The organism is Shimazuella soli (assembly GCF_022511585.1).
GTDB classification, from domain to species: Bacteria; Bacillota; Bacilli; order Thermoactinomycetales; family Thermoactinomycetaceae; genus Shimazuella; species Shimazuella soli.
The window spans coordinates 128,757-145,993 of sequence record NZ_JAKWBN010000004.1; the positions used below are offsets into that span (position 1 = coordinate 128,757).

The 17,237-nt window shown below is 36.8% G+C and carries 17 protein-coding genes and 3 pseudogenes; 8 read left to right on the plus strand and 12 right to left on the minus strand.

The features are described from left to right. Nucleotides 1–655: 655 nt before the first annotated feature. Nucleotides 656–2,173 carry an MDR family MFS transporter gene (locus MK805_RS11385; protein WP_240876011.1) on the minus strand — a complete coding sequence of 506 codons (1,518 nt, stop codon included), beginning with the start codon at nucleotides 2,171–2,173 and terminating at the stop codon, nucleotides 656–658. A gap of 123 nt (nucleotides 2,174–2,296) precedes the next feature. Continuing rightward, on the minus strand, nucleotides 2,297–3,106 hold the full coding sequence (locus MK805_RS11390; RefSeq protein WP_240876012.1) for an MBL fold metallo-hydrolase: 810 nt from the start codon (nucleotides 3,104–3,106) through the stop codon (nucleotides 2,297–2,299). A gap of 162 nt (nucleotides 3,107–3,268) precedes the next feature. Between MK805_RS11390 and MK805_RS11395 the strand changes: the two genes are divergently transcribed. From MK805_RS11395 to MK805_RS11405, 3 genes are all read left to right on the plus strand, one after another. Beyond that, on the plus strand, nucleotides 3,269–4,093 hold the full coding sequence (locus MK805_RS11395; protein WP_240876013.1) for a cupredoxin domain-containing protein: 825 nt from the start codon (nucleotides 3,269–3,271) through the stop codon (nucleotides 4,091–4,093). Nucleotides 4,094–4,228: 135 nt separating this feature from the next. Then, nucleotides 4,229–4,606 carry a DUF4383 domain-containing protein gene (locus MK805_RS11400; RefSeq protein WP_240876014.1) on the plus strand — a complete coding sequence of 126 codons (378 nt, stop codon included), beginning with the start codon at nucleotides 4,229–4,231 and terminating at the stop codon, nucleotides 4,604–4,606. 157 nt (nucleotides 4,607–4,763) lie between these two features. Next, nucleotides 4,764–6,353 carry a M4 family metallopeptidase gene (locus MK805_RS11405; protein ID WP_240876015.1) on the plus strand — a complete coding sequence of 530 codons (1,590 nt, stop codon included), beginning with the start codon at nucleotides 4,764–4,766 and terminating at the stop codon, nucleotides 6,351–6,353. A gap of 247 nt (nucleotides 6,354–6,600) precedes the next feature. Here MK805_RS11405 and MK805_RS11410 read toward each other — a convergent pair whose 3' ends face one another. The 7 genes and pseudogenes from MK805_RS11410 to MK805_RS11440 all read right to left on the minus strand — a co-directional run. Further along, nucleotides 6,601–7,485 carry a DNA-3-methyladenine glycosylase family protein gene (locus MK805_RS11410; protein WP_240876016.1) on the minus strand — a complete coding sequence of 295 codons (885 nt, stop codon included), beginning with the start codon at nucleotides 7,483–7,485 and terminating at the stop codon, nucleotides 6,601–6,603. Nucleotides 7,486–7,501: 16 nt separating this feature from the next. Further along, nucleotides 7,502–8,068, minus strand: a complete 567-nt coding sequence (locus tag MK805_RS11415; RefSeq protein ID WP_240876017.1) for a methylated-DNA--[protein]-cysteine S-methyltransferase — start codon at nucleotides 8,066–8,068, stop codon at nucleotides 7,502–7,504. Continuing rightward, a complete protein-coding gene (locus MK805_RS11420; protein WP_240876018.1) occupies nucleotides 8,058–8,639 on the minus strand; it encodes a bifunctional transcriptional activator/DNA repair enzyme AdaA in 582 nt (193 codons plus the stop codon). Before MK805_RS11420 ends, MK805_RS11415 begins: the two co-directional genes overlap by 11 nt. 186 nt (nucleotides 8,640–8,825) lie before the next feature. Continuing rightward, on the minus strand, nucleotides 8,826–9,140 hold the full coding sequence (locus MK805_RS11425; protein ID WP_240876019.1) for a hypothetical protein: 315 nt from the start codon (nucleotides 9,138–9,140) through the stop codon (nucleotides 8,826–8,828). A 143-nt stretch (nucleotides 9,141–9,283) separates the two neighbouring features. Beyond that, on the minus strand, nucleotides 9,284–9,544 hold the full coding sequence (locus tag MK805_RS11430) for a DUF3139 domain-containing protein (protein ID WP_240876020.1): 261 nt from the start codon (nucleotides 9,542–9,544) through the stop codon (nucleotides 9,284–9,286). A gap of 348 nt (nucleotides 9,545–9,892) precedes the next feature. After that, nucleotides 9,893–10,125: pseudogene (locus tag MK805_RS11435) on the minus strand (DUF4158 domain-containing protein); the annotation flags it as partial. Next, nucleotides 10,122–10,617, minus strand: a pseudogene (locus MK805_RS11440) (recombinase family protein); the annotation flags it as partial. The pseudogenes MK805_RS11440 and MK805_RS11435, both read right to left, overlap by 4 nt. Nucleotides 10,618–10,741: 124 nt before the next feature. Between MK805_RS11440 and MK805_RS11445 the strand changes: the two are divergent. The 4 genes and pseudogenes from MK805_RS11445 to MK805_RS11460 all read left to right on the plus strand — a co-directional run. Further along, nucleotides 10,742–11,185, plus strand: coding sequence for an Rrf2 family transcriptional regulator (locus MK805_RS11445; RefSeq protein ID WP_240876021.1), 444 nt, complete (start codon nucleotides 10,742–10,744; stop codon nucleotides 11,183–11,185). 100 nt (nucleotides 11,186–11,285) lie between these two features. Continuing rightward, the gene (locus MK805_RS11450) at nucleotides 11,286–12,206 is read left to right on the plus strand and encodes a DMT family transporter (RefSeq protein ID WP_240876022.1); all 921 of its coding nucleotides are present in this window, start codon (nucleotides 11,286–11,288) and stop codon (nucleotides 12,204–12,206) included. A gap of 46 nt (nucleotides 12,207–12,252) precedes the next feature. After that, the gene (locus tag MK805_RS11455; protein WP_240876023.1) at nucleotides 12,253–13,278 is read left to right on the plus strand and encodes an NADP-dependent oxidoreductase; all 1,026 of its coding nucleotides are present in this window, start codon (nucleotides 12,253–12,255) and stop codon (nucleotides 13,276–13,278) included. A gap of 281 nt (nucleotides 13,279–13,559) precedes the next feature. After that, nucleotides 13,560–13,820 (plus strand): annotated as a pseudogene (locus MK805_RS11460) (Tn3 family transposase); the annotation flags it as partial. Nucleotides 13,821–14,170: 350 nt separating this feature from the next. On the opposite strand, the gene MK805_RS11465 reads toward MK805_RS11460, so the two are convergent. From MK805_RS11465 to MK805_RS11475, 3 genes are all read right to left on the minus strand, one after another. Further along, nucleotides 14,171–14,497 (minus strand): ArsR/SmtB family transcription factor, encoded by a 327-nt coding sequence (locus MK805_RS11465; RefSeq protein WP_240876115.1) that lies wholly within the window; start codon nucleotides 14,495–14,497, stop codon nucleotides 14,171–14,173. Continuing rightward, the gene (locus MK805_RS11470) at nucleotides 14,494–14,919 is read right to left on the minus strand and encodes an SRPBCC family protein (protein WP_240876024.1); all 426 of its coding nucleotides are present in this window, start codon (nucleotides 14,917–14,919) and stop codon (nucleotides 14,494–14,496) included. Before MK805_RS11470 ends, MK805_RS11465 begins: the two co-directional genes overlap by 4 nt. A gap of 87 nt (nucleotides 14,920–15,006) precedes the next feature. Continuing rightward, entirely contained in the window at nucleotides 15,007–16,191 is a 1,185-nt protein-coding gene (locus MK805_RS11475) for an MFS transporter (protein ID WP_240876025.1), read from the minus strand. Between the two features lie 137 nt (nucleotides 16,192–16,328). Between MK805_RS11475 and MK805_RS11480 the strand changes: the two genes are divergently transcribed. Beyond that, nucleotides 16,329–17,234, plus strand: a complete 906-nt coding sequence (locus tag MK805_RS11480) for a hypothetical protein (protein WP_240876026.1) — start codon at nucleotides 16,329–16,331, stop codon at nucleotides 17,232–17,234. Nucleotides 17,235–17,237 lie beyond the last annotated feature (3 nt).

A 17,237-nucleotide genomic window follows, 5' to 3' on the forward strand; every position in this document is an offset into this window, starting at 1 on the left:
CAGGGGGTGAATGAGGTGATTCGTTCAAAATGTCCCAAAACCGGAAAAGATGAATGTAACTGCGATTAGCTAAAAATCCAGCAAAGTATTGACTATGGAATGTAAACGAAACAACCTTAGGTTCTTACTAGGGTTGTTTTTTATTAAGCAAGAACACGCTTTTGTTGATCCTCTTGATGATGGCATATCTTTTAAGAGGGATAGAGGAAGAATTTAAGATCGCTATCTTTGATTGATTTATTTCGGATGCTGAAACCACTTGATGTTAGAACACACTCTAAGATAGAAATCATAAATAATCAATAGAACAAAATGCGAAAATTTAAATCAGTATCTATCTCCAGTCCACAACGTTACAAAATTAACATTTTGTAACGTTAATTGTGGCGAAAACAAGAGTAATCGGACTCTTCTCGCCGTCTAAATAACCTCCTATTTTGTCTCTATAGAAAAAGTTAACTATAGTATTGAGAAATAAAAGAAGAAATGAAATCTAGTAAGAATGAATTAGACCTGTGTTCGTTCTTGATATTACACGTTAAATTAAGTAGATCCCTTTTTTTGGTAAAAGAAGCACGATACCTTGTCATATTTTTTATATTAAAGTAAACACATAAACAGCCAAGTACTAATCCTTGACTGTTATACATACTCCCTATTCTTCTATTGATTTCTTTTCAGACAATAGTACCTCTTTCTTTAAGAACCAACATAAAACAAATACAACTATAGAAAGAATGAATGCATATAGATAAATATGCTGGAATGCGCTAATAACTGCTGTCTTGATCAGGATCAGTATATCAGGAGACAAGTTAGCTGGAATTTGCCCAGAAGCTATGTTACCTATATTTGTCAATCCATGCCCAATGCCATTTAATTGAGATGTCAAGGATGAAGACAGCAAAGTCCCAAATACACTTACTCCCACTGTCGCACCAATGGATTGGAACAAGGGTACAGTAGATAATGCTACTCCTTTATGCTCCTCTTCCACTGATTCTTGAACAATTAAATTATCTCCGCCAAATAAAACTCCTAAACCTAAGCCGGTAATCAAAAAGAAAATAATAATATGAACTACTGTGGTAGAAATATTAATATGAGTAAATAAGTAAAAGCCAACTACAGGTAAAATAAATCCTATTGCCATCAATTCACGATATCGAACTTTTGTCAATAAGAAACCACAAATAATAGATGAGACAACTGCACCTACCATTAATGGTAATGATAAGTAACCTGCATTTGTAGGCGTTAGCCCTAATACATGTTGTGCATAATAAGGAAATGATGAAAAAGATCCCATTAAACCTACACCAACAGTAAACACTATTAATGACAGTACTAAGATATTTCGATTTTTAAAAAGATGTAACGGGATGATAGGCTCTTTCACTTTTGATTCTACCCAAATGAATATACCGATCAAGACGATCCCGAGAAAGATCAAGCTAAGTATAACCGGAGAACCCCAAGTAAATCCTTGATTTTCAACCAATACAGGTGTAATTAACAATGTCACTATTGAAGCCATAAGCAAAAACGCCCCAGCCCAATCAATAATTACTTTTTTTGTTTGTGCGGTTTCTTTTAAACCGATCAAAAGTAATGCAGCTGCTAAAACACCTACTGGAATATTGATAAAAAATATCCAGTGCCAATTCATTTGATCAACAAAGAATCCCCCCATCATCGGACCTAACAACATAGGAATAAACATAATTGGTCCCATGAACCCTTGAAACTTCGCACGTTGTTCAATCGGGAATAAATCACTTGAGATCGTCATCGCAAGTGGCATTAATCCTCCTGCTCCCATCCCTTGAATACCTCGACCTATTAATAACAGTGTCATCGAATGTGATAAACCACATATAACCGAGCCACTTATAAACAAAAGCATCGCTAATAGATAAATCTTTCTTCTGCCGAATAAATCTGATAACTTACCTAGAATAGGCATAAACGCTGACATGGATAGCATATATACACCAGCAACCCAACCATATAAGGGCAACCCGCCTAAATCACGAATGATGGTTGGCAATGCTGTATTCACAACAGTTTCATCCAACTCTGAAAAAATTAAACCTAAAATCAGTCCGATCATTACTAAAATGCGATTACTTCGAGGGGGTATATACGAATTAGCTGCACTTACATTTTCCATATTATCGTTTCCTTTCGCTCGTTCTATTGGATACTATAAGGGGACTTTATGAATAGAACATGAACAAAAGAAATATCACTATAAAAAATAATCAAGTGCTCCTGATGAGGAGCACTTGATGAATTAAGCTTCTAAGTATTTTTTATATCGTTTAGCAGAGGCTTTTAATCTCTCTTTTGCATTTTCCCAAATAAATCTTTCTCTCCAAGCCCCATGGATTCGATCAAAATTATATGTTTCTAACTTGGTTACAATTCTTTTTACAGTATTACAGGAAAGAGGGATATGATTAGGATAACTGTACATAAAACTAAGATAATGGCGATCGCGGTTAACTTGAATAACATCTCCTGATAATAAACTTCCTCTTCCTTCTGCACCTTGTTTCCATAAAAGTACTGAAGCACCATCAAAATGTCCACCAAGATGGATTAATTCCAAATCAGGAGTTATTGAAAAAGTTTCTCCTTCCCAAAGGGTGATTTTATCACTGGGGCGCATAATCCAATCAGCATCAGATGCATGCAAATAAATTGGAACATTAAAAGCATCTGCCCATTCTACCATGGTAGAATAATAGTGGGGATGAGAAATAGCAATAGCTTCTAACCCGCCCAAATCTTCTACTATTTGAATGGCACGATCGTTGATATAAGGAATACAATCCCATAAAATATTTCCTTTATCACCTGGAACCAATAAAGCTCGCTGTCCTATTCCGAAGGAACGATTTAATTCCAATCCCCATAGACCAGGTTCTTCCTCGTAAGGGACCACTTCAAATCCATCATTTTGCATAACAGCAAGCGTAGTCCATGCTTGTCCATCCCATCTTACATACTGCCTTTCGTCTTCACAGACCAAGCATTTAAGAGGTTCAGTTACAGATTCAGCATACTGGGTCCCGCATTGTACACAAAGAAATTTCGGCATGGAGATCCCCCTTTGGAGAAATGTATTTATTTGTTAACTGTATTGTAACATTTAGAAACCGCTGTGTAACGCCTATACATTTTCCAATACTTGTATACGTAAATAGGTTTATCCATCTGAAATGTCGAAATAAGCTTAGACAAATAAAATGGAGGTAGATAAATGATTATCGGTTCAATAGTATGTTTTGTGTTGATAATTGCAGCTTTTATTGGCTACCAAGTATATATATGGAGAGAATACATCCCCTCTATGAATGGGATGATGATTGCCATGGCGGTAGCAATGATGGTAGCACTCACCATCGGAATAACCATATCATTAAGAGTTGTAAGCAATCCAACCATTGCCACTATTTACATGATGGTATTAGGAGTATTTACTGGATATATCATAGGTTTCCCATTTGGGATATTGGCACAATTGGATGGCGTATTATCTGGGATTATGGGAGGGTTGATGGGTCCGATGACTGGATTGATGGTAACTAATAGTCATCCCAATCTGTTTATCGGTTTCTTTCTGCTGCTCTATGTATTTACAATCATACTTATTTACCAGCTAATACAACAAAGCTTACCTTCTTTTGTTTCAAAAAAAATCAGTCTAACATGGTATGTGTTTCTTCCTATTTGTTTGGTCTTAACCATCCTTGCCATTGTCCAATCCAGTGCAGAAACACCTCTGCTTGCAACTCAAGAAATAAAAGGCATTCAAAAGAAGGGTTATCAAGAAGCAACCATACAAGTGAATGAGAACGGATACTCCCCTTCCAATCTTTTTCTCAAAGTTGGAATTCCTACAAAACTTCATTTCCAAAAAACAACAGAAGCTGGATGTCTTTCTTATCTTTTGATTCGAGATTTGGGAATAAACAAAGAATTAAAAAAGGGTGATAATGTAATATCTTTTACTCCTAATAAATTAGGAAAAATAACATTTACATGCGGAATGGGAATGTACCAAGGCTCCCTTACTGTAGAATAACGAATCTATTTCTCACTCCTCTAAAAACATTAATAAATATAATATTATAAAAAATTTGTTAACTGCGTATATTATATGGTAAAATCTAACTGTGTTTGATTTTATTATCTATTATCTAAGTGAGGTGTCTGTTTTATGGTACAAGGATTTTTGCGGGTCTTTGGAGTGATATTTCTTTTGTTAGGAGTTGCTGGTTTCTTTTTGCCGACTACTGGTCCCATCCACGATTTACTTCATTTGACAGCACCGCATAACATCATTCATCTGCTCACTGGAGTTATCTTCTTAGCTGTTAGCGGGAGTTTCCAATGGAGCAAGGCTGTTTCCATCATCTTTGGTATTGTTTATGGAGCTGTTGCGGTAATTGGTTTATTCACTACAGACATATTTGGTCTAGTATCAGCTACTCCAACCATTGAAGTCGTACATTTTTTAGCAGCCATACTAGCTTTGTTTGTTGGATTTAAAGCATCCAAGCCTGTAGCAGAGAGTCAAACAACTGAATCTGCTTAAAAATGAATACAAACCTAAAAAGATGCTAGCGAAACAAGCTAGCATCTTTTTCTTGTTTTTGTAAATGAAAAAATACAAAATAAAATTATTGGAAATTCTTTTAAAAATCGTTTATACTTTATCTGTAAAAAAATACAATTTATTAGGAGTTGAATGAATGAAAATTCGCTGGTTTTCTGCTTCACTATCTGCTTGTCTAGCTGCTACTTTGACACTTACTTCCTGGTCTGGTTTTGCAACTGCAAAGGAAAAGCTAAGTGTCCGTTATCATCCAATTTATAAAACAGCTTCCTTTATAAAGGAAAATTGGTCATCTTCCAGACGAACAATAGCTCCTAATGAGTTGATATGGGATTACTTAAATGCAAGGAAAAACCTCTTTAAAATTGCCGATCAAGTTCAAGACCACTTTCAATTAGAGAGCAAAAATACAGATAATTTAGGAATGTCTCACTATCGCTTGCAACAAGTACATTTAGGTGTCCCAGTATATGGATCAGAGCAAACCGTACATTTCAATCGTGCAAATACCGTTACCAGCTACATGGGTCAAGTGATTCCGAATATTAAACTGCCAGCTTTCAAACATATCAAGCATATCTCCGTTCCTACAGCAATCTCCATTGCAAAAAAACAAACCAAGCATGTAAAACAATATTTGTACCAACCTACTTCCCAGCTAGTAGTATTTCCTTACCATAAATCATTTGCTTATGCCTATGTGATCAAGCTTGCATACTTATCCCCTCAACCTACAATCTGGCAATATTTCATCGATGCGAAGAGTGGGAAAATTTTGCAAAAAATCAACATTCTGAACGAAATTGCAGGAAATGGAAAAGGTGTAAAAGGAGATAAAAAAACCTTTGAAATCACAAAGGACGGTAACTTATACTATCTCAAAGACCAAATTCGCAACATTTCCACTTATGATGCAAAACATGAAGATGAAAACTCACCTGTTATTACAGGTAAATTGGTTTCTAGTAAAACCAAGAATTTTTCAGATCCTTCCTCAGTAGATGCACATGCATATGCAGAAGCAACCTATGATTTCTACAAAAAAAGCTTCGGTCGAAACAGCTTTGATGGAAAAGGAAGTGCGATCAAGTCATATGTTCATGTGGGTGACAAATGGAATAATGCGGCTTGGGATGGAGAGAAAATGATTTATGGAGATGGAGATGGAAAAACATTTATTTCTCTTGCTGGAGGACTAGATGTTGTTGCGCACGAGCTCACCCATGCAGTTACTCAGTACACAGCCAATCTGGAATATCAAGGCGAATCTGGAGCATTAAATGAGTCTATTTCAGATATTATGGGTGTAATGGTAGATTCCGATGACTGGTTACTTGGTGAAGATATCTATACTCCAAATAAACCTGGTGATGCCCTTCGATCCATGGCAGACCCAACTAAATACAATCAACCTGACAATTATGATGATCGATATTTAGGCTGGCAAGATAATGGTGGCGTTCATATTAATAGCGGAATAAACAATAAGGCTGCCTATTTGATCGCAGCAGGAGGAACTCATTACGATGTTAAAGTAGTGGGAATTGGAAGAGCTAAAACAAAAGCAATTTACTACCGTGCACTTACCAATTATCTAACGCCTTCTTCCCAATTTATCGATATGCGTGATGCAGCTATTCAATCAGCTACAGACCTTTATGGAGCGAATTCTAAAGAAGTAACTTCAGTAAGCAAAGCATATGACGCTGTAGGTGTTGTCGAATAAAGAAAACAAAAACAAGAGTGCCTTAAGGCCTCTTGTTTTTGTTTAAATTCTTAACTGGAAAGCCGTGAGATTCAGGAGACACAATTTGGCCAAAAGAACCGATCCAGGATAAAGGATTAATTTCATACAATAAATAATATCCTCAAATCAGCTAAACTAACTTCTGGGGATTACCTTATATGCAACACAATCATTTCTAATTTATAGTTAGATGATACCAAAATCGAGGGGTGCTTCTTTTGCTTCATTAAATATCTTCTAAACTTCTCCAAAGGTAAAACACTGCATATGCCTCCCAGTTTTTCCAAGGTATAAAAAGGCTATGAATCTCGCTTACCTTCGGCTTTTCTTTTCGTTGAAGAATGTTTTTTAAAGCATTGTGAAGACCTACATCTGCTACAGGAAAAGCAGATGGGTTTCGAAAACAACGCATCATGGCATAATGAGCAGTCCATGGACCAATCCCACGAATCGATAATAATTTTTGTTCTGCTTTCTGTAAATCAAGTAGTAAATTATCTTTTGGCAAATTCCCTTCTTCTATCTCTTTTGCGATGCCAACGATATATTCAGCTTTTTTCTGTGTGAATTGTAACTTGCGTAATCGCCCAATTGCTTCATAGTTAAACTGACTAGGACTCGGAAACAACCAAAACTTTCTCCCGTTCCATTCATAAGGTGTTCCGAAACTCTCCACAAATCTTCTTTTTAATGTATATGCAAATGTAAGATTAATTTGCTGTCCAATTACCGCCCAGCAAAGAGCTTCAAACAAATCAGGAATCCCAACAATACGTAGTCCATAGTATGGAGTCACTAGATTTTTTAAAATGGCATCTCCAGTGGCCAGTTCATAAAACAAATGAAGCGGAGTATCTAGATCTAACCAATCTCTTATATAGTTCACCAGAAACACAAATTCTTGCTCTGTCTTTGGATGGTGATCGACAAAACGAATTTGCAACTCTTCCTTGTTAGGTTGACTTACTTCTATTAAGATCAATTGTCCATTTATATCTAATAATTTCAAAACTTTTTTATCTAACACATAATGGAGTACTTCGATGGAAGAACGCGATAAATACCGAAGTACTTCTTCAAAACTAAATTCCTTTGGAAGTGGGATATACACACAGTCCTGCTCTCGCCTAAAATTGGTAGCGTAAATGCCCTTTGTCGATATAGTCATCATATCCCTCCAGATTGAGTAATCGTTTTTTATTTTCGAGACCTCCTCCAAATCCAGTGAGCGTTTTGTTTTTTCCTATCACCCGATGACATGGCACTACGATTGGTATGGGATTTGCTCCATTTGCTGTACCTACTGCCCTTAATGCTTTTGAATTTCCAATAGCATCCGCTATATCCGCATAACTTCTAGTTTCACCATGTGGGATTTGTTGAAGAGCATTCCATACCTTTATCCGAAATGCCGTACCACGCATATCTAAAGGAAGACTAAAGGTCTTCCGCTTTCCATGAAGGTAATCTTTTATTTGTTGCACATATTCTGCTACTTTATGTTGTCCTTCTTCCAAATTGGCATCAGGAATCATTTTATTAACCCAAGCTTGTAAATCATCCAATGATTCGCTTGGCCATAGAACTCTGCACAACCCTTTCTCTGTTGCTGCTAGATAAAACTTACGGTTTTGGAAAAAGGGAGTGACTACTTCTCCCCAATATACATTTGTTTCTTTAGAGTTAGAATGCAACGCTTTCCCCTTCTTTCTTTGCGAACTCTCGAAAATGGTTAGGTGACATATTCGCATATCTTTTGAAAATCATGGAAAAGTGTGATGGACTTTGAAATCCTACTAACCTTGAAATCTCTATCATTGAGAAGTTACTTTTCTGCAAAAGCTGTTTTGCTTTTTTTATTCTCGTTTCTTGAAGAAACTTCGCTGGAGTTATCCCTGTCACTCGTTTGAAAACTCGTTGCAAGTGATAAGGGCTAATAACCATTTTTTTGGATAAGTATTCTAAGGTAACGGATTCTGCATAGAATTCTAAAATAATTTGTTTCACATCATAAGCAATACAGGCATCTGGTCCTAATGTACCTATTTGTTCAGGTCTGCATCTTTTACATGGACGAAAACCAGCTTTTATTGCATCTTCAACACTTTGGAACAATAGTACATTTTCTTTCTTTGGAGTTCTGGATTTACAGGAAGGTCTACAGACGATCCTTGTGGTTTTAATTCCTGTATAATAAATCCCATCATATTTGGTATTTTTCTGTACAACAGTATTATAAACAGATTCAAAAATAGCCTGGTTCATAAGGATACCTCCTAGTCAATCCCATTATACTGTTTCGTACATCCGTTTGTAATAACCTAACAATAGGATAGCAAGATTTCGACAGAGTGCAGGAAAAATAAATTTTGTTATAAAAAAACCTGCACTTCTAATTGTTCAGTGTACCCAGCAATTAGAGGTGCAGGTTTTTTTATTAAAGAGTTACTATTACACTTGCGTTAATTGATTCATTGTTTCTAAAAGCTGTAACCCTACCATTGATTTTCGTCTGCCTAACCCACAAGAACATGCTACATCAACTTGTTGGTTACGGATAGAATCAAGGTTCATTAAAATTTGCTTCAATTCATCTATACTTCTATTTTCATGAACAAATCCAGCGACAAATCTGGCATTATCGGGTAAACGAATGCTACCGAGCGGCTCATAGAATTCACGGTTTAATTTTGGACCTATATTTCCTTCTGCTAATGGAAAATGAACATAATTTAATTGTGATTGGCGGGCCACTTCGAAATCCATTTATTTGTAAATTCTACCATTGGCTTCAGACTATCTGGATGTATTAAGGATTTATTGTTTAAATCCCCGTAACATAGATGAATGCGGGGTTAGGGTAATTCTTATTATATCTACAGATATTTCCGGAATATTTTCAAAATGTTTCATCTTACAGAACAAAATCGTCCAGGTTCGTCTTTAAACTTTACATATACCGAATAAGTAGAAAATTTAAAGAAGTACGCTCCTTCTATGGAAGAAATTTCTGATTCCTTATAGTTTTGTTCTAATAGCTGTTCCTTCATCTGCTTTTCGAGTTGATAAATATGAACGGGATTCCCATTGAGGAACAGATAAATCCAACCCATTACAAGCAAAAACAAAGCAGCCAGAATGTAAAGTGTGTAACGTATCCACTTTTTCATTACATATCCCCTTAATCTATTGAAGTTTCTAACCCTTATTCCAGAATTCCACTCGGTTGTTCACCATATTACATCTTGGAAATTATACTCAATTCAATAAATGATGTGCAGTGGGATGTATTTCATCTTATTATGAATCTAGGTTGAATAATTAGCCCACCGTTCACGAAAGGACTCCCATCATGGAGCCAGTTGATCTTGAATATCCTTCCCTTCAGGGAATTTGGAGGGTGGAAACCGACCTCACAATCACACGACGCAACCCTACTCCCTGGCCTCCTAAAATCGTAATTATTTGGATGATGGCCAAAATAATGGTGGGTATACTCTCGTCATGTTGGGTTTTGGTAGGTCGAGACTCGCCTCTTTTGCGATATGTTTAAGAATGACTTTCGGAACATCTGAAATGGGAACAAAGTGGTTGAGACATTGAAAGGTTTTTAACAGAATCAGAAAACCTAGTTGTGAGAAAGGGTTTCTTGCTTTCTCTTTGACCCAAGTGATTTCTTCGGGTCTGGGTGAAAAAAGTTTATCTAATTCTTTGGAAGTGGATTACTTTTCAGCCGGGGATAAGCCGTTATCCTGAATACTGGGCAAAGTTGTTTCCTCCTGATGTATCCAATGTATTTTCATATTCTTTGATAATCTTATAAAACGTGTTCTTTTTCACTTCGACTCTTCTCATAAATTCAACAGCTGTTATCTCTTTCGCTTTCCAACGAGGATAGTTTTCTTCTATTGTCTGGAGTTGATATTTGGTAAGGCTATGAAGATTTTTCTTCGGTCTCCCCATGTGTTTTCCGAGTTTTTTAGCAAGTGCAATTCCTTCTGCTTGCCGTTGTCTGATCTTTTTTCTCTCTTGATCAGCCACATAAAGCGAGCAGGCTCAGAAATTGATCTTCCATCAAACGACCCATATCCCCCATTTCACGAAATTTCCGACTATCAAATAGGGAGGCGTTCTCTAACACCATAATATCTGCCTTAAGATTACGTGTAATGTACTTCCATTCCTGAATAACACCATCGTAATCCCGTACTAGTCGGTCTAATGCATCAAAATAAATGATCTCTCTAGCTTCATCGCTTGATAGCCAGGACGTTCAAAATCTTTTAGAATCAACCATTGCATAGTACGATTTATATACTTGACAAATATACTGGATGAAACTATATTAGTTACAGAGGGGGGAGTCCATGAGTAATAGTCATTTCACCATTGCTCTTCATATTTTAGCAAGGATGGCATTAGTTGCCGAAAAGAATAAAGTCATTACTTCTAAGGAAATAGCTACAAGCGTCAATACAAATCCTGTTTTTATTCGTCGGATTCTCAGTTTACTCGAAAAAAGTAATCTTGTAGTTGTTCAATACGGTACAGGATCTGGTTGGAAGCTAGCACGAAATCCTGATAACATTACCTTATCCGAAGTCTATCAAGCCATTAAACAAAAACCTATTTTTGGTCTCCATCGTAGTATTCCAAATCAGAATTGCCCAATAGGAAAAGGTATCCAACCAGTGCTGAAGTATTATTATAGTGATGTAGAAAAAGCACTTCATTCAAAGTTAGCAAAAACGACTGTAGCTGATTTACTGGGAGAAACTCTTACCCTTTCTTCTCAAGAATTACATTCATAAGTGATCTACACTATTTATGATATTTTTTTATTCATGGGTGTAACCAATTTAGTTTTATTCATTTGAAAGTATATGAGCGATTTATAATTCGGGAGGAAACATGGGTTCCAAGAGTAATGTTTCAAAAATAAGAGGGTTGATTCTTGTACTTACAGCTGCAATTTCCTGGGGAGGATCAGGTGCTGTTGCTCAGTATCTTTTTCAACATCAGGGGATTAGCACAGAGTGGTTAACTGTAATGCGCTTATTATTAGCAGGGATTCTAATGTTGCTTTTTGGTTATAAAAGTGCAAAACAACGCACTTGGGAGATTTGGAAAGATAAACGGGATCGCCTGATATTGGTATTATATGGAGTATTCGGAATGCTAGCTGTTCAATACACTTATTTTAAAGCCATTTATTATGGAAATGCAGCTACAGCTACTGTTCTCCAATACTTGGCTCCTATACTTGTTACCTGTTATTTAGCAATTCGCTCCAAACAATTCCCAACAGTAAAAAAGTTATTTGCGATGTCATTAGCAGTTTTAGGAGCATTTTTTCTCATAACAAAGGGGAACATTCATACTCTATCTATTTCTGGAGGGGTACTTTTTTGGGGGCTTAGCTCAGCATTTGCGCTTGCGTTCTATACCATTCAACCACAAAAACTACTTAGAAAATGGGGATCATCCTTGATAGTAGGTTGGGGGATGGTAATAGGAGGAATTATATTTAGTTTTGCCTATCCTCCATGGAAATTTGAGGGACAATGGTCATATTCTACCTCAATTGCATTTCTATTTATTACTCTATTCGGAACCATTATTGCTTCTTATTGTTATTTGCAGAGTCTAAAATATCTTAGTCCCTCTGAGTCCAGTTTATTAGCTTGTGTAGAACCATTGTCAGCAGTTGTATTATCAGTTATTTGGTTACATATAAACTTTGGTTTGGCAGAATGGATAGGTACATTGTGTATTATGAGTACCATTTTTATCCTATCCATTAATAATGAAAAGGAATCACAAGATCGATGATAGATGGAATACTTTGATATCAAATTTGAGAGGAGAAAACAACATTATGGAACGTAGGAATATACAAGTACTTTTAGCAAATCGACCACAGGGGTGGGTACAGGAGAGTGATTTCCGCTTCATCGAAACAACACTCCCCCCATTACGGGATGGGGAGGTGTTGGTTAAACACCTTTATCTTTCACTTGATCCCTATATGCGCGGAACGATGAACGAAGCCAAATCTTATGCTCGAAAGGTTGAGTTAGGACAAGTCATGCGTGGGGGAACGATCGGCGTGGTGGAAGCTACAAGACATCCCGATTTTCAAGAGAATGATCTTGTGTTAGGGTATTTTGGTTGGCAACAATATAGTATCTTTAACGGACAAGATGCTGTACTTGGTCGAAATGTGAGGAAGATTTCCCCAAAGGATGGCATAGCACCTTCCGTTTACCTGGGAGCCTTGGGCATGCCTGGCGTGGCGGCCTGGATCGGACTCCTATCCATTGGACAACCAAAGGCTGGTGAGACGGTCGTTGTGTCGGCTGCTTCCGGAGCGGTGGGCAGTGTTGTTGGCCAGTTAGCAAAAATCAGAGGGTGTCGTGTCGTTGGTGTCGCAGGTGGAAAGACGAAGTGCGACTATGTGATCAACGAACTCGGCTTTGATTCCTGTGTTGATTATAAGGCGGGTCATTTGGTTGAAGACTTGGCAAGAGCTACTCCAGAGGGAGTCGACATTTATTTTGAAAATGTTGGTGGCGAGATCCTAGAAACTGTGTCGCAACGTCTCAACCCATTTGCACGTATTCCTCTCTGTGGTTTGATTTCTCAATATAATGAGACCTTCCCACAGGGGTTTCACAATTTTGGAGTATTATTGACCTTGCGTGTCAAAATTCAGGGATTCAATGTACAGGACGCAAATACAAATCAATGGGAAGAAGCATTAAACGAGCTTGAACAACTCCTATTAACAAGGAAGCTAAAGTACCGTGAGAGCATAGTAGATGGTATCGAACAAGCTCCGAAAGCATTTATCGGGATGCTTAAGGGCAAAAATTTCGGAAAGCAACTTGTCAAGCTAGCATAAAAAAATCCTCTTGCCTTTATATAATAAACAAAGGGAGAATTACTTCTTCAAGTGGATAACAGCGATTTGAACAGGTTGAACACAGATTAATACTTAAAGAAGTCCTTAGACCTTTTGAAATTGTTTGAGTTCTATGGGCTTCTTTTATTAGGTATTAAGAAAAATAATTATTTTGTTATCTATTAGTTGGACATATTGCGTCTGATATTATAATTGTTTGTCCCTCGAACGGCTACCTAAAAATAAGTGGCCCAAAAAAGAACTAATTCTTGCCGTACCCCTTAAACCGTGGGGAGACTCGTAATGGCTTGGCACGTGCGGTTTGTTATGGGAAACGAGGAGAACTTTATCAAAAATATCGAGAAGGACAAGAAGATCAACTGGGAGCCTTGGGATTGGTGGTAAATGCGATTGTCGTTTGGAATACTCGCTACATGGAGGCAGCATTGACTCTTATTTCCGAAATGGGAGAACAGGTTGAAGAGTCAAACGTTCAACGCCTCTCTCCTCTCGGTCATGAACATATTAATATCGTAGACAGATCTCTTTTACTTTGCCTGATGTCTGCAATACACATATCAATAACATTCATTGCCTAAGCGGTTCTACTTCCTTCTGGATATTGCTCTGTTTTTTCTCCGATCTCTCCATCTGGCAAACTTATAAGAGAATACTTAATTTTTCTACTGCCAAAGTCATCGCTTTTTGTTCATTCTCAAAAGGTAAACTACCAACAAGTAGACTTTTTCTTTTTGTCATAGCTGTTCCCCTACATGTAAAGAGACTTCGGAATACTTGTATTTCATTATATATAAAATTTAAATTAAAGTAACAATTATTCTTCGTATAATTAAAAATAGTAAATGGATTCCGTGTAAAAAAAGAAGACCAATTAGTCTTCTTTTTTCTCCACCAAATATTTGAGTTTATCTAATTTGTTATCCCAAAACTGATCAAAATAAGATAACCAATCCGTCAATTCCATTAATGGTTCAACATGAAGCGTAAATCTCTTCTCTCTTCCTTTTTTTTCAGCTTTTACTAAATGGGCTTCAGATAAAATAAAGAGATGCTTGGATATTGCTGTTCTACTCATGGGAAAATACTTACTTATTTCTGCAATAGGCATTTCTTTCTTGGAGAGAATTTGCAAAAGCTTTCTTCTTGTGGGATCTGCAATTGCTTGAAAAACATCATACTTTGGCGCTACTGACATTATTCTTCTACTACCTTACGAAGATTTGACTCAACGAGTGCCTCCCAACCTTCGCTCATCGTTTTGTGTATAACGGACTGCTTTTGGTTTGCCTTCGGAACAATATCATCTGCGCCTTTCCATCCATCATGAGTTAAGGTGAATTCCGTTTTTCCTGATACATCTTTTAATTCAAATGAAACCACCCATCCATCTTCATCCCAACTGAAAGTTAGTTTGTTAGGTGGATCTACTCCTAAAACTTTACATGGCGATGGACCAAATGGGGATTGTATATAGAAATTATGACCTTCAATGGGTTGAAAATCATTTGGCATAAACCAAGAAGCGATTCCCTCAGAAGTAGATACTGCGACCCAAACTTTTTCAATTGGGGCATCATATATTACGGATTTTGTTATAGCAGGTAGTGTAGTATTTGTCATGATTATCCTCCTTGAAATAAAACCAAATGGTTGCATATCAGATTATATACAACCATTTGGTTTACAGTCAATAAAATACATTTGGTACTATTTACTATTTATTGCTTCTGGTTTACTTTCTTTCCCCCACATGAAAACCGTTACCACAGAGACGATGATCGCAATACTAAAAAGTAGAAATATGTTAGAAACACTTGTATTTTTAGCTACTAAATAACCAATTAGCAATGGGCCTAAAATACCTCCAATTCGACCAAAAGATGCAGCCATTCCTGCGCCTGTTGCCCGAATATCATCTGGATACTGCTCTGGTGTGTAAGCATATGTTGCGCCCCATACTCCTAAATGAAAATAAGATAAGAATATCCCTGAAATAAGCAATGTATTTTGAGTATCAGCGTTTCCAAAAAAATATGCACTAACAGCTGTACCAACTAAAAATGCAACTAATACTGGTTTTCTACCAATTTTCTCAATTAGCCAAGCAACTGTGAAATAACCAGGGAGCTGTGCCAGTGTCATGATCAAGACATACTGAAAACTTTTAATCAATGTAAAGCCCTTTATTACCAATACACTTGGTAACCATAAAAACAATCCATAGTAGGAGAAAACGACACAAAACCATAATACCCACAACACTATTGTTTGTTTTCGGTATGGTTTCATCCAAACTTTACGAATGCTTTCCCAAACACCTAATCTCTTTGGTGTGTGGATAGTAGATTCATCAGGTAATTGACTCCGTAAGAAAAATACATAAAAAGCAGGTAGTGCGGTTAGAAGCATCGCCACTTGCCACCCATATTTAGGAATTACAAAGTAAGAGATGACCGCTGCAACCAGCCAACCTACTGCCCAAAAGCTTTCCAGAAGAACAACCGTCCTCCCTCGTTTTTGTAGCGATACTGATTCAGATACCAAAGTAGTTGCAACTGGTAGCTCTCCACCTAAGCCTAGCCCAATAAAAAAACGCAAAACCAAAAATGCCCATAAAGTAGTGGTGAATGCTGTTAATCCACTAGCTACAGAAAACAAAAGCAAGGTAATCATAAAAACTGCTTTTCGTCCAATTTGATCCGCTAATAATCCAAACGTAAATGCTCCGATTGCCATTCCAATGGAATTAATACTGCCAATCCAACCGATCTCCTTAGCACTTAAACCCCATTCAGGTCTTATTGCTGCAATTATAAAAGAAAGTATTCCAACATCCATCGAATCAAATAAAAAACCGAGGCCAGCTAACCACAGTAATTTTTTAGAGGACAAACAGACACCTCCTTATGTAAAGTGAAAAAACGTTTCATTTGAAATATTTCCTCTTTTTACTAAAGTTAAACATATGAGATAGACCGCTCATAGAGACAAGTCATCAACAAATATGATCTTAAAGAGGTGGTTGATAAATGTATTTGAAGAAATGGTTCGGCAGTTTTTTATTTGTTTGTTTGGCTGGTTTGATAATTACTACACCCTTAGTAAATGCAAGTTCAAAATTCAAGCCAGGTCCTGAGATTCCAGGAATAAAGAATTCTGGCTGGGTTCCACAAGGTTTAAGTTATTTAAAATCAGAAAACTGGATACTTCATTCTTACTATTGGGATCAAGGCAAAGGTTCTGAAGGACACGCAAGTGTCATTGCTGTATTTTTCAAATCAGGACAATATAAAATGATAAACCTCTACGAAAACCATACCCATAAACACTATGGGCATGTAGGAGGAATTACAGTATCATCTAATTACTTATGGGTTGCTTCAACAGAAAGGTCACATAATTATCTTCTCCAATACTCACTCCAAGCCTTAATCCATGTTAAAAATAAAGGCAAACTAGTCCCTAAAAAAATGTATGGTCTTGCACATGGCACTTCCTATGTTACATACCACCAACCATCCAAACTATTATGCATCGGAAAATGGGTTCCTAAAATAAAAGGATCTCATGGTTTATTATATTGTCATAAACTCAATGATAAAGAAGATCTTTCTTCTGACAGCAAAGAATATCAAACACCATCCGATATTCAAGGTATTGAGTTTTACGGTAATGGAAGCATAGAAAAAAACTATATTTTATTTAGTCAGTCTTTCGGTAGGAAAAAAGATAGCAAATTGCTCATCTATAAGGGGCTTGGGACTGAAACAAAAAAAGTAACACAGTTTACGATAAATCCTATGTCTGAAGATATGGTAAAGATAGGAAATAAAATCTATATCAGTTTCGAGTCTGGAGCGAAAAAATACCACCATAACGGAAAGAAGCAAACATATAATCTTTATTATGCAGAAATAGCTAATCTATTAAATTAAAAA

Bases quoted from the DNA above. Each gene is read 5' to 3' on its own strand.
- MK805_RS11385 (WP_240876011.1), bottom strand. From the start codon at position 2,173: ATGGAAAATGTAAGTGCAGCTAATTCGTATATACCCCCTCGAAGTAAT.
- MK805_RS11390 (WP_240876012.1), bottom strand. From the start codon at position 3,106: ATGCCGAAATTTCTTTGTGTACAATGCGGGACCCAGTATGCTGAATCT.
- MK805_RS11395 (WP_240876013.1), top strand. From the start codon at position 3,269: ATGATTATCGGTTCAATAGTATGTTTTGTGTTGATAATTGCAGCTTTT.
- MK805_RS11400 (WP_240876014.1), top strand. From the start codon at position 4,229: ATGGTACAAGGATTTTTGCGGGTCTTTGGAGTGATATTTCTTTTGTTA.
- MK805_RS11405 (WP_240876015.1), top strand. From the start codon at position 4,764: ATGAAAATTCGCTGGTTTTCTGCTTCACTATCTGCTTGTCTAGCTGCT.
- MK805_RS11420 (WP_240876018.1), bottom strand. From the start codon at position 8,639: ATGAACCAGGCTATTTTTGAATCTGTTTATAATACTGTTGTACAGAAA.
- MK805_RS11425 (WP_240876019.1), bottom strand. From the start codon at position 9,140: ATGGATTTCGAAGTGGCCCGCCAATCACAATTAAATTATGTTCATTTT.
- MK805_RS11430 (WP_240876020.1), bottom strand. From the start codon at position 9,544: ATGAAAAAGTGGATACGTTACACACTTTACATTCTGGCTGCTTTGTTT.
- MK805_RS11445 (WP_240876021.1), top strand. From the start codon at position 10,742: ATGAGTAATAGTCATTTCACCATTGCTCTTCATATTTTAGCAAGGATG.
- MK805_RS11450 (WP_240876022.1), top strand. From the start codon at position 11,286: ATGGGTTCCAAGAGTAATGTTTCAAAAATAAGAGGGTTGATTCTTGTA.
- MK805_RS11455 (WP_240876023.1), top strand. From the start codon at position 12,253: ATGGAACGTAGGAATATACAAGTACTTTTAGCAAATCGACCACAGGGG.
- MK805_RS11470 (WP_240876024.1), bottom strand. From the start codon at position 14,919: ATGACAAATACTACACTACCTGCTATAACAAAATCCGTAATATATGAT.
- MK805_RS11480 (WP_240876026.1), top strand. From the start codon at position 16,329: ATGTATTTGAAGAAATGGTTCGGCAGTTTTTTATTTGTTTGTTTGGCT.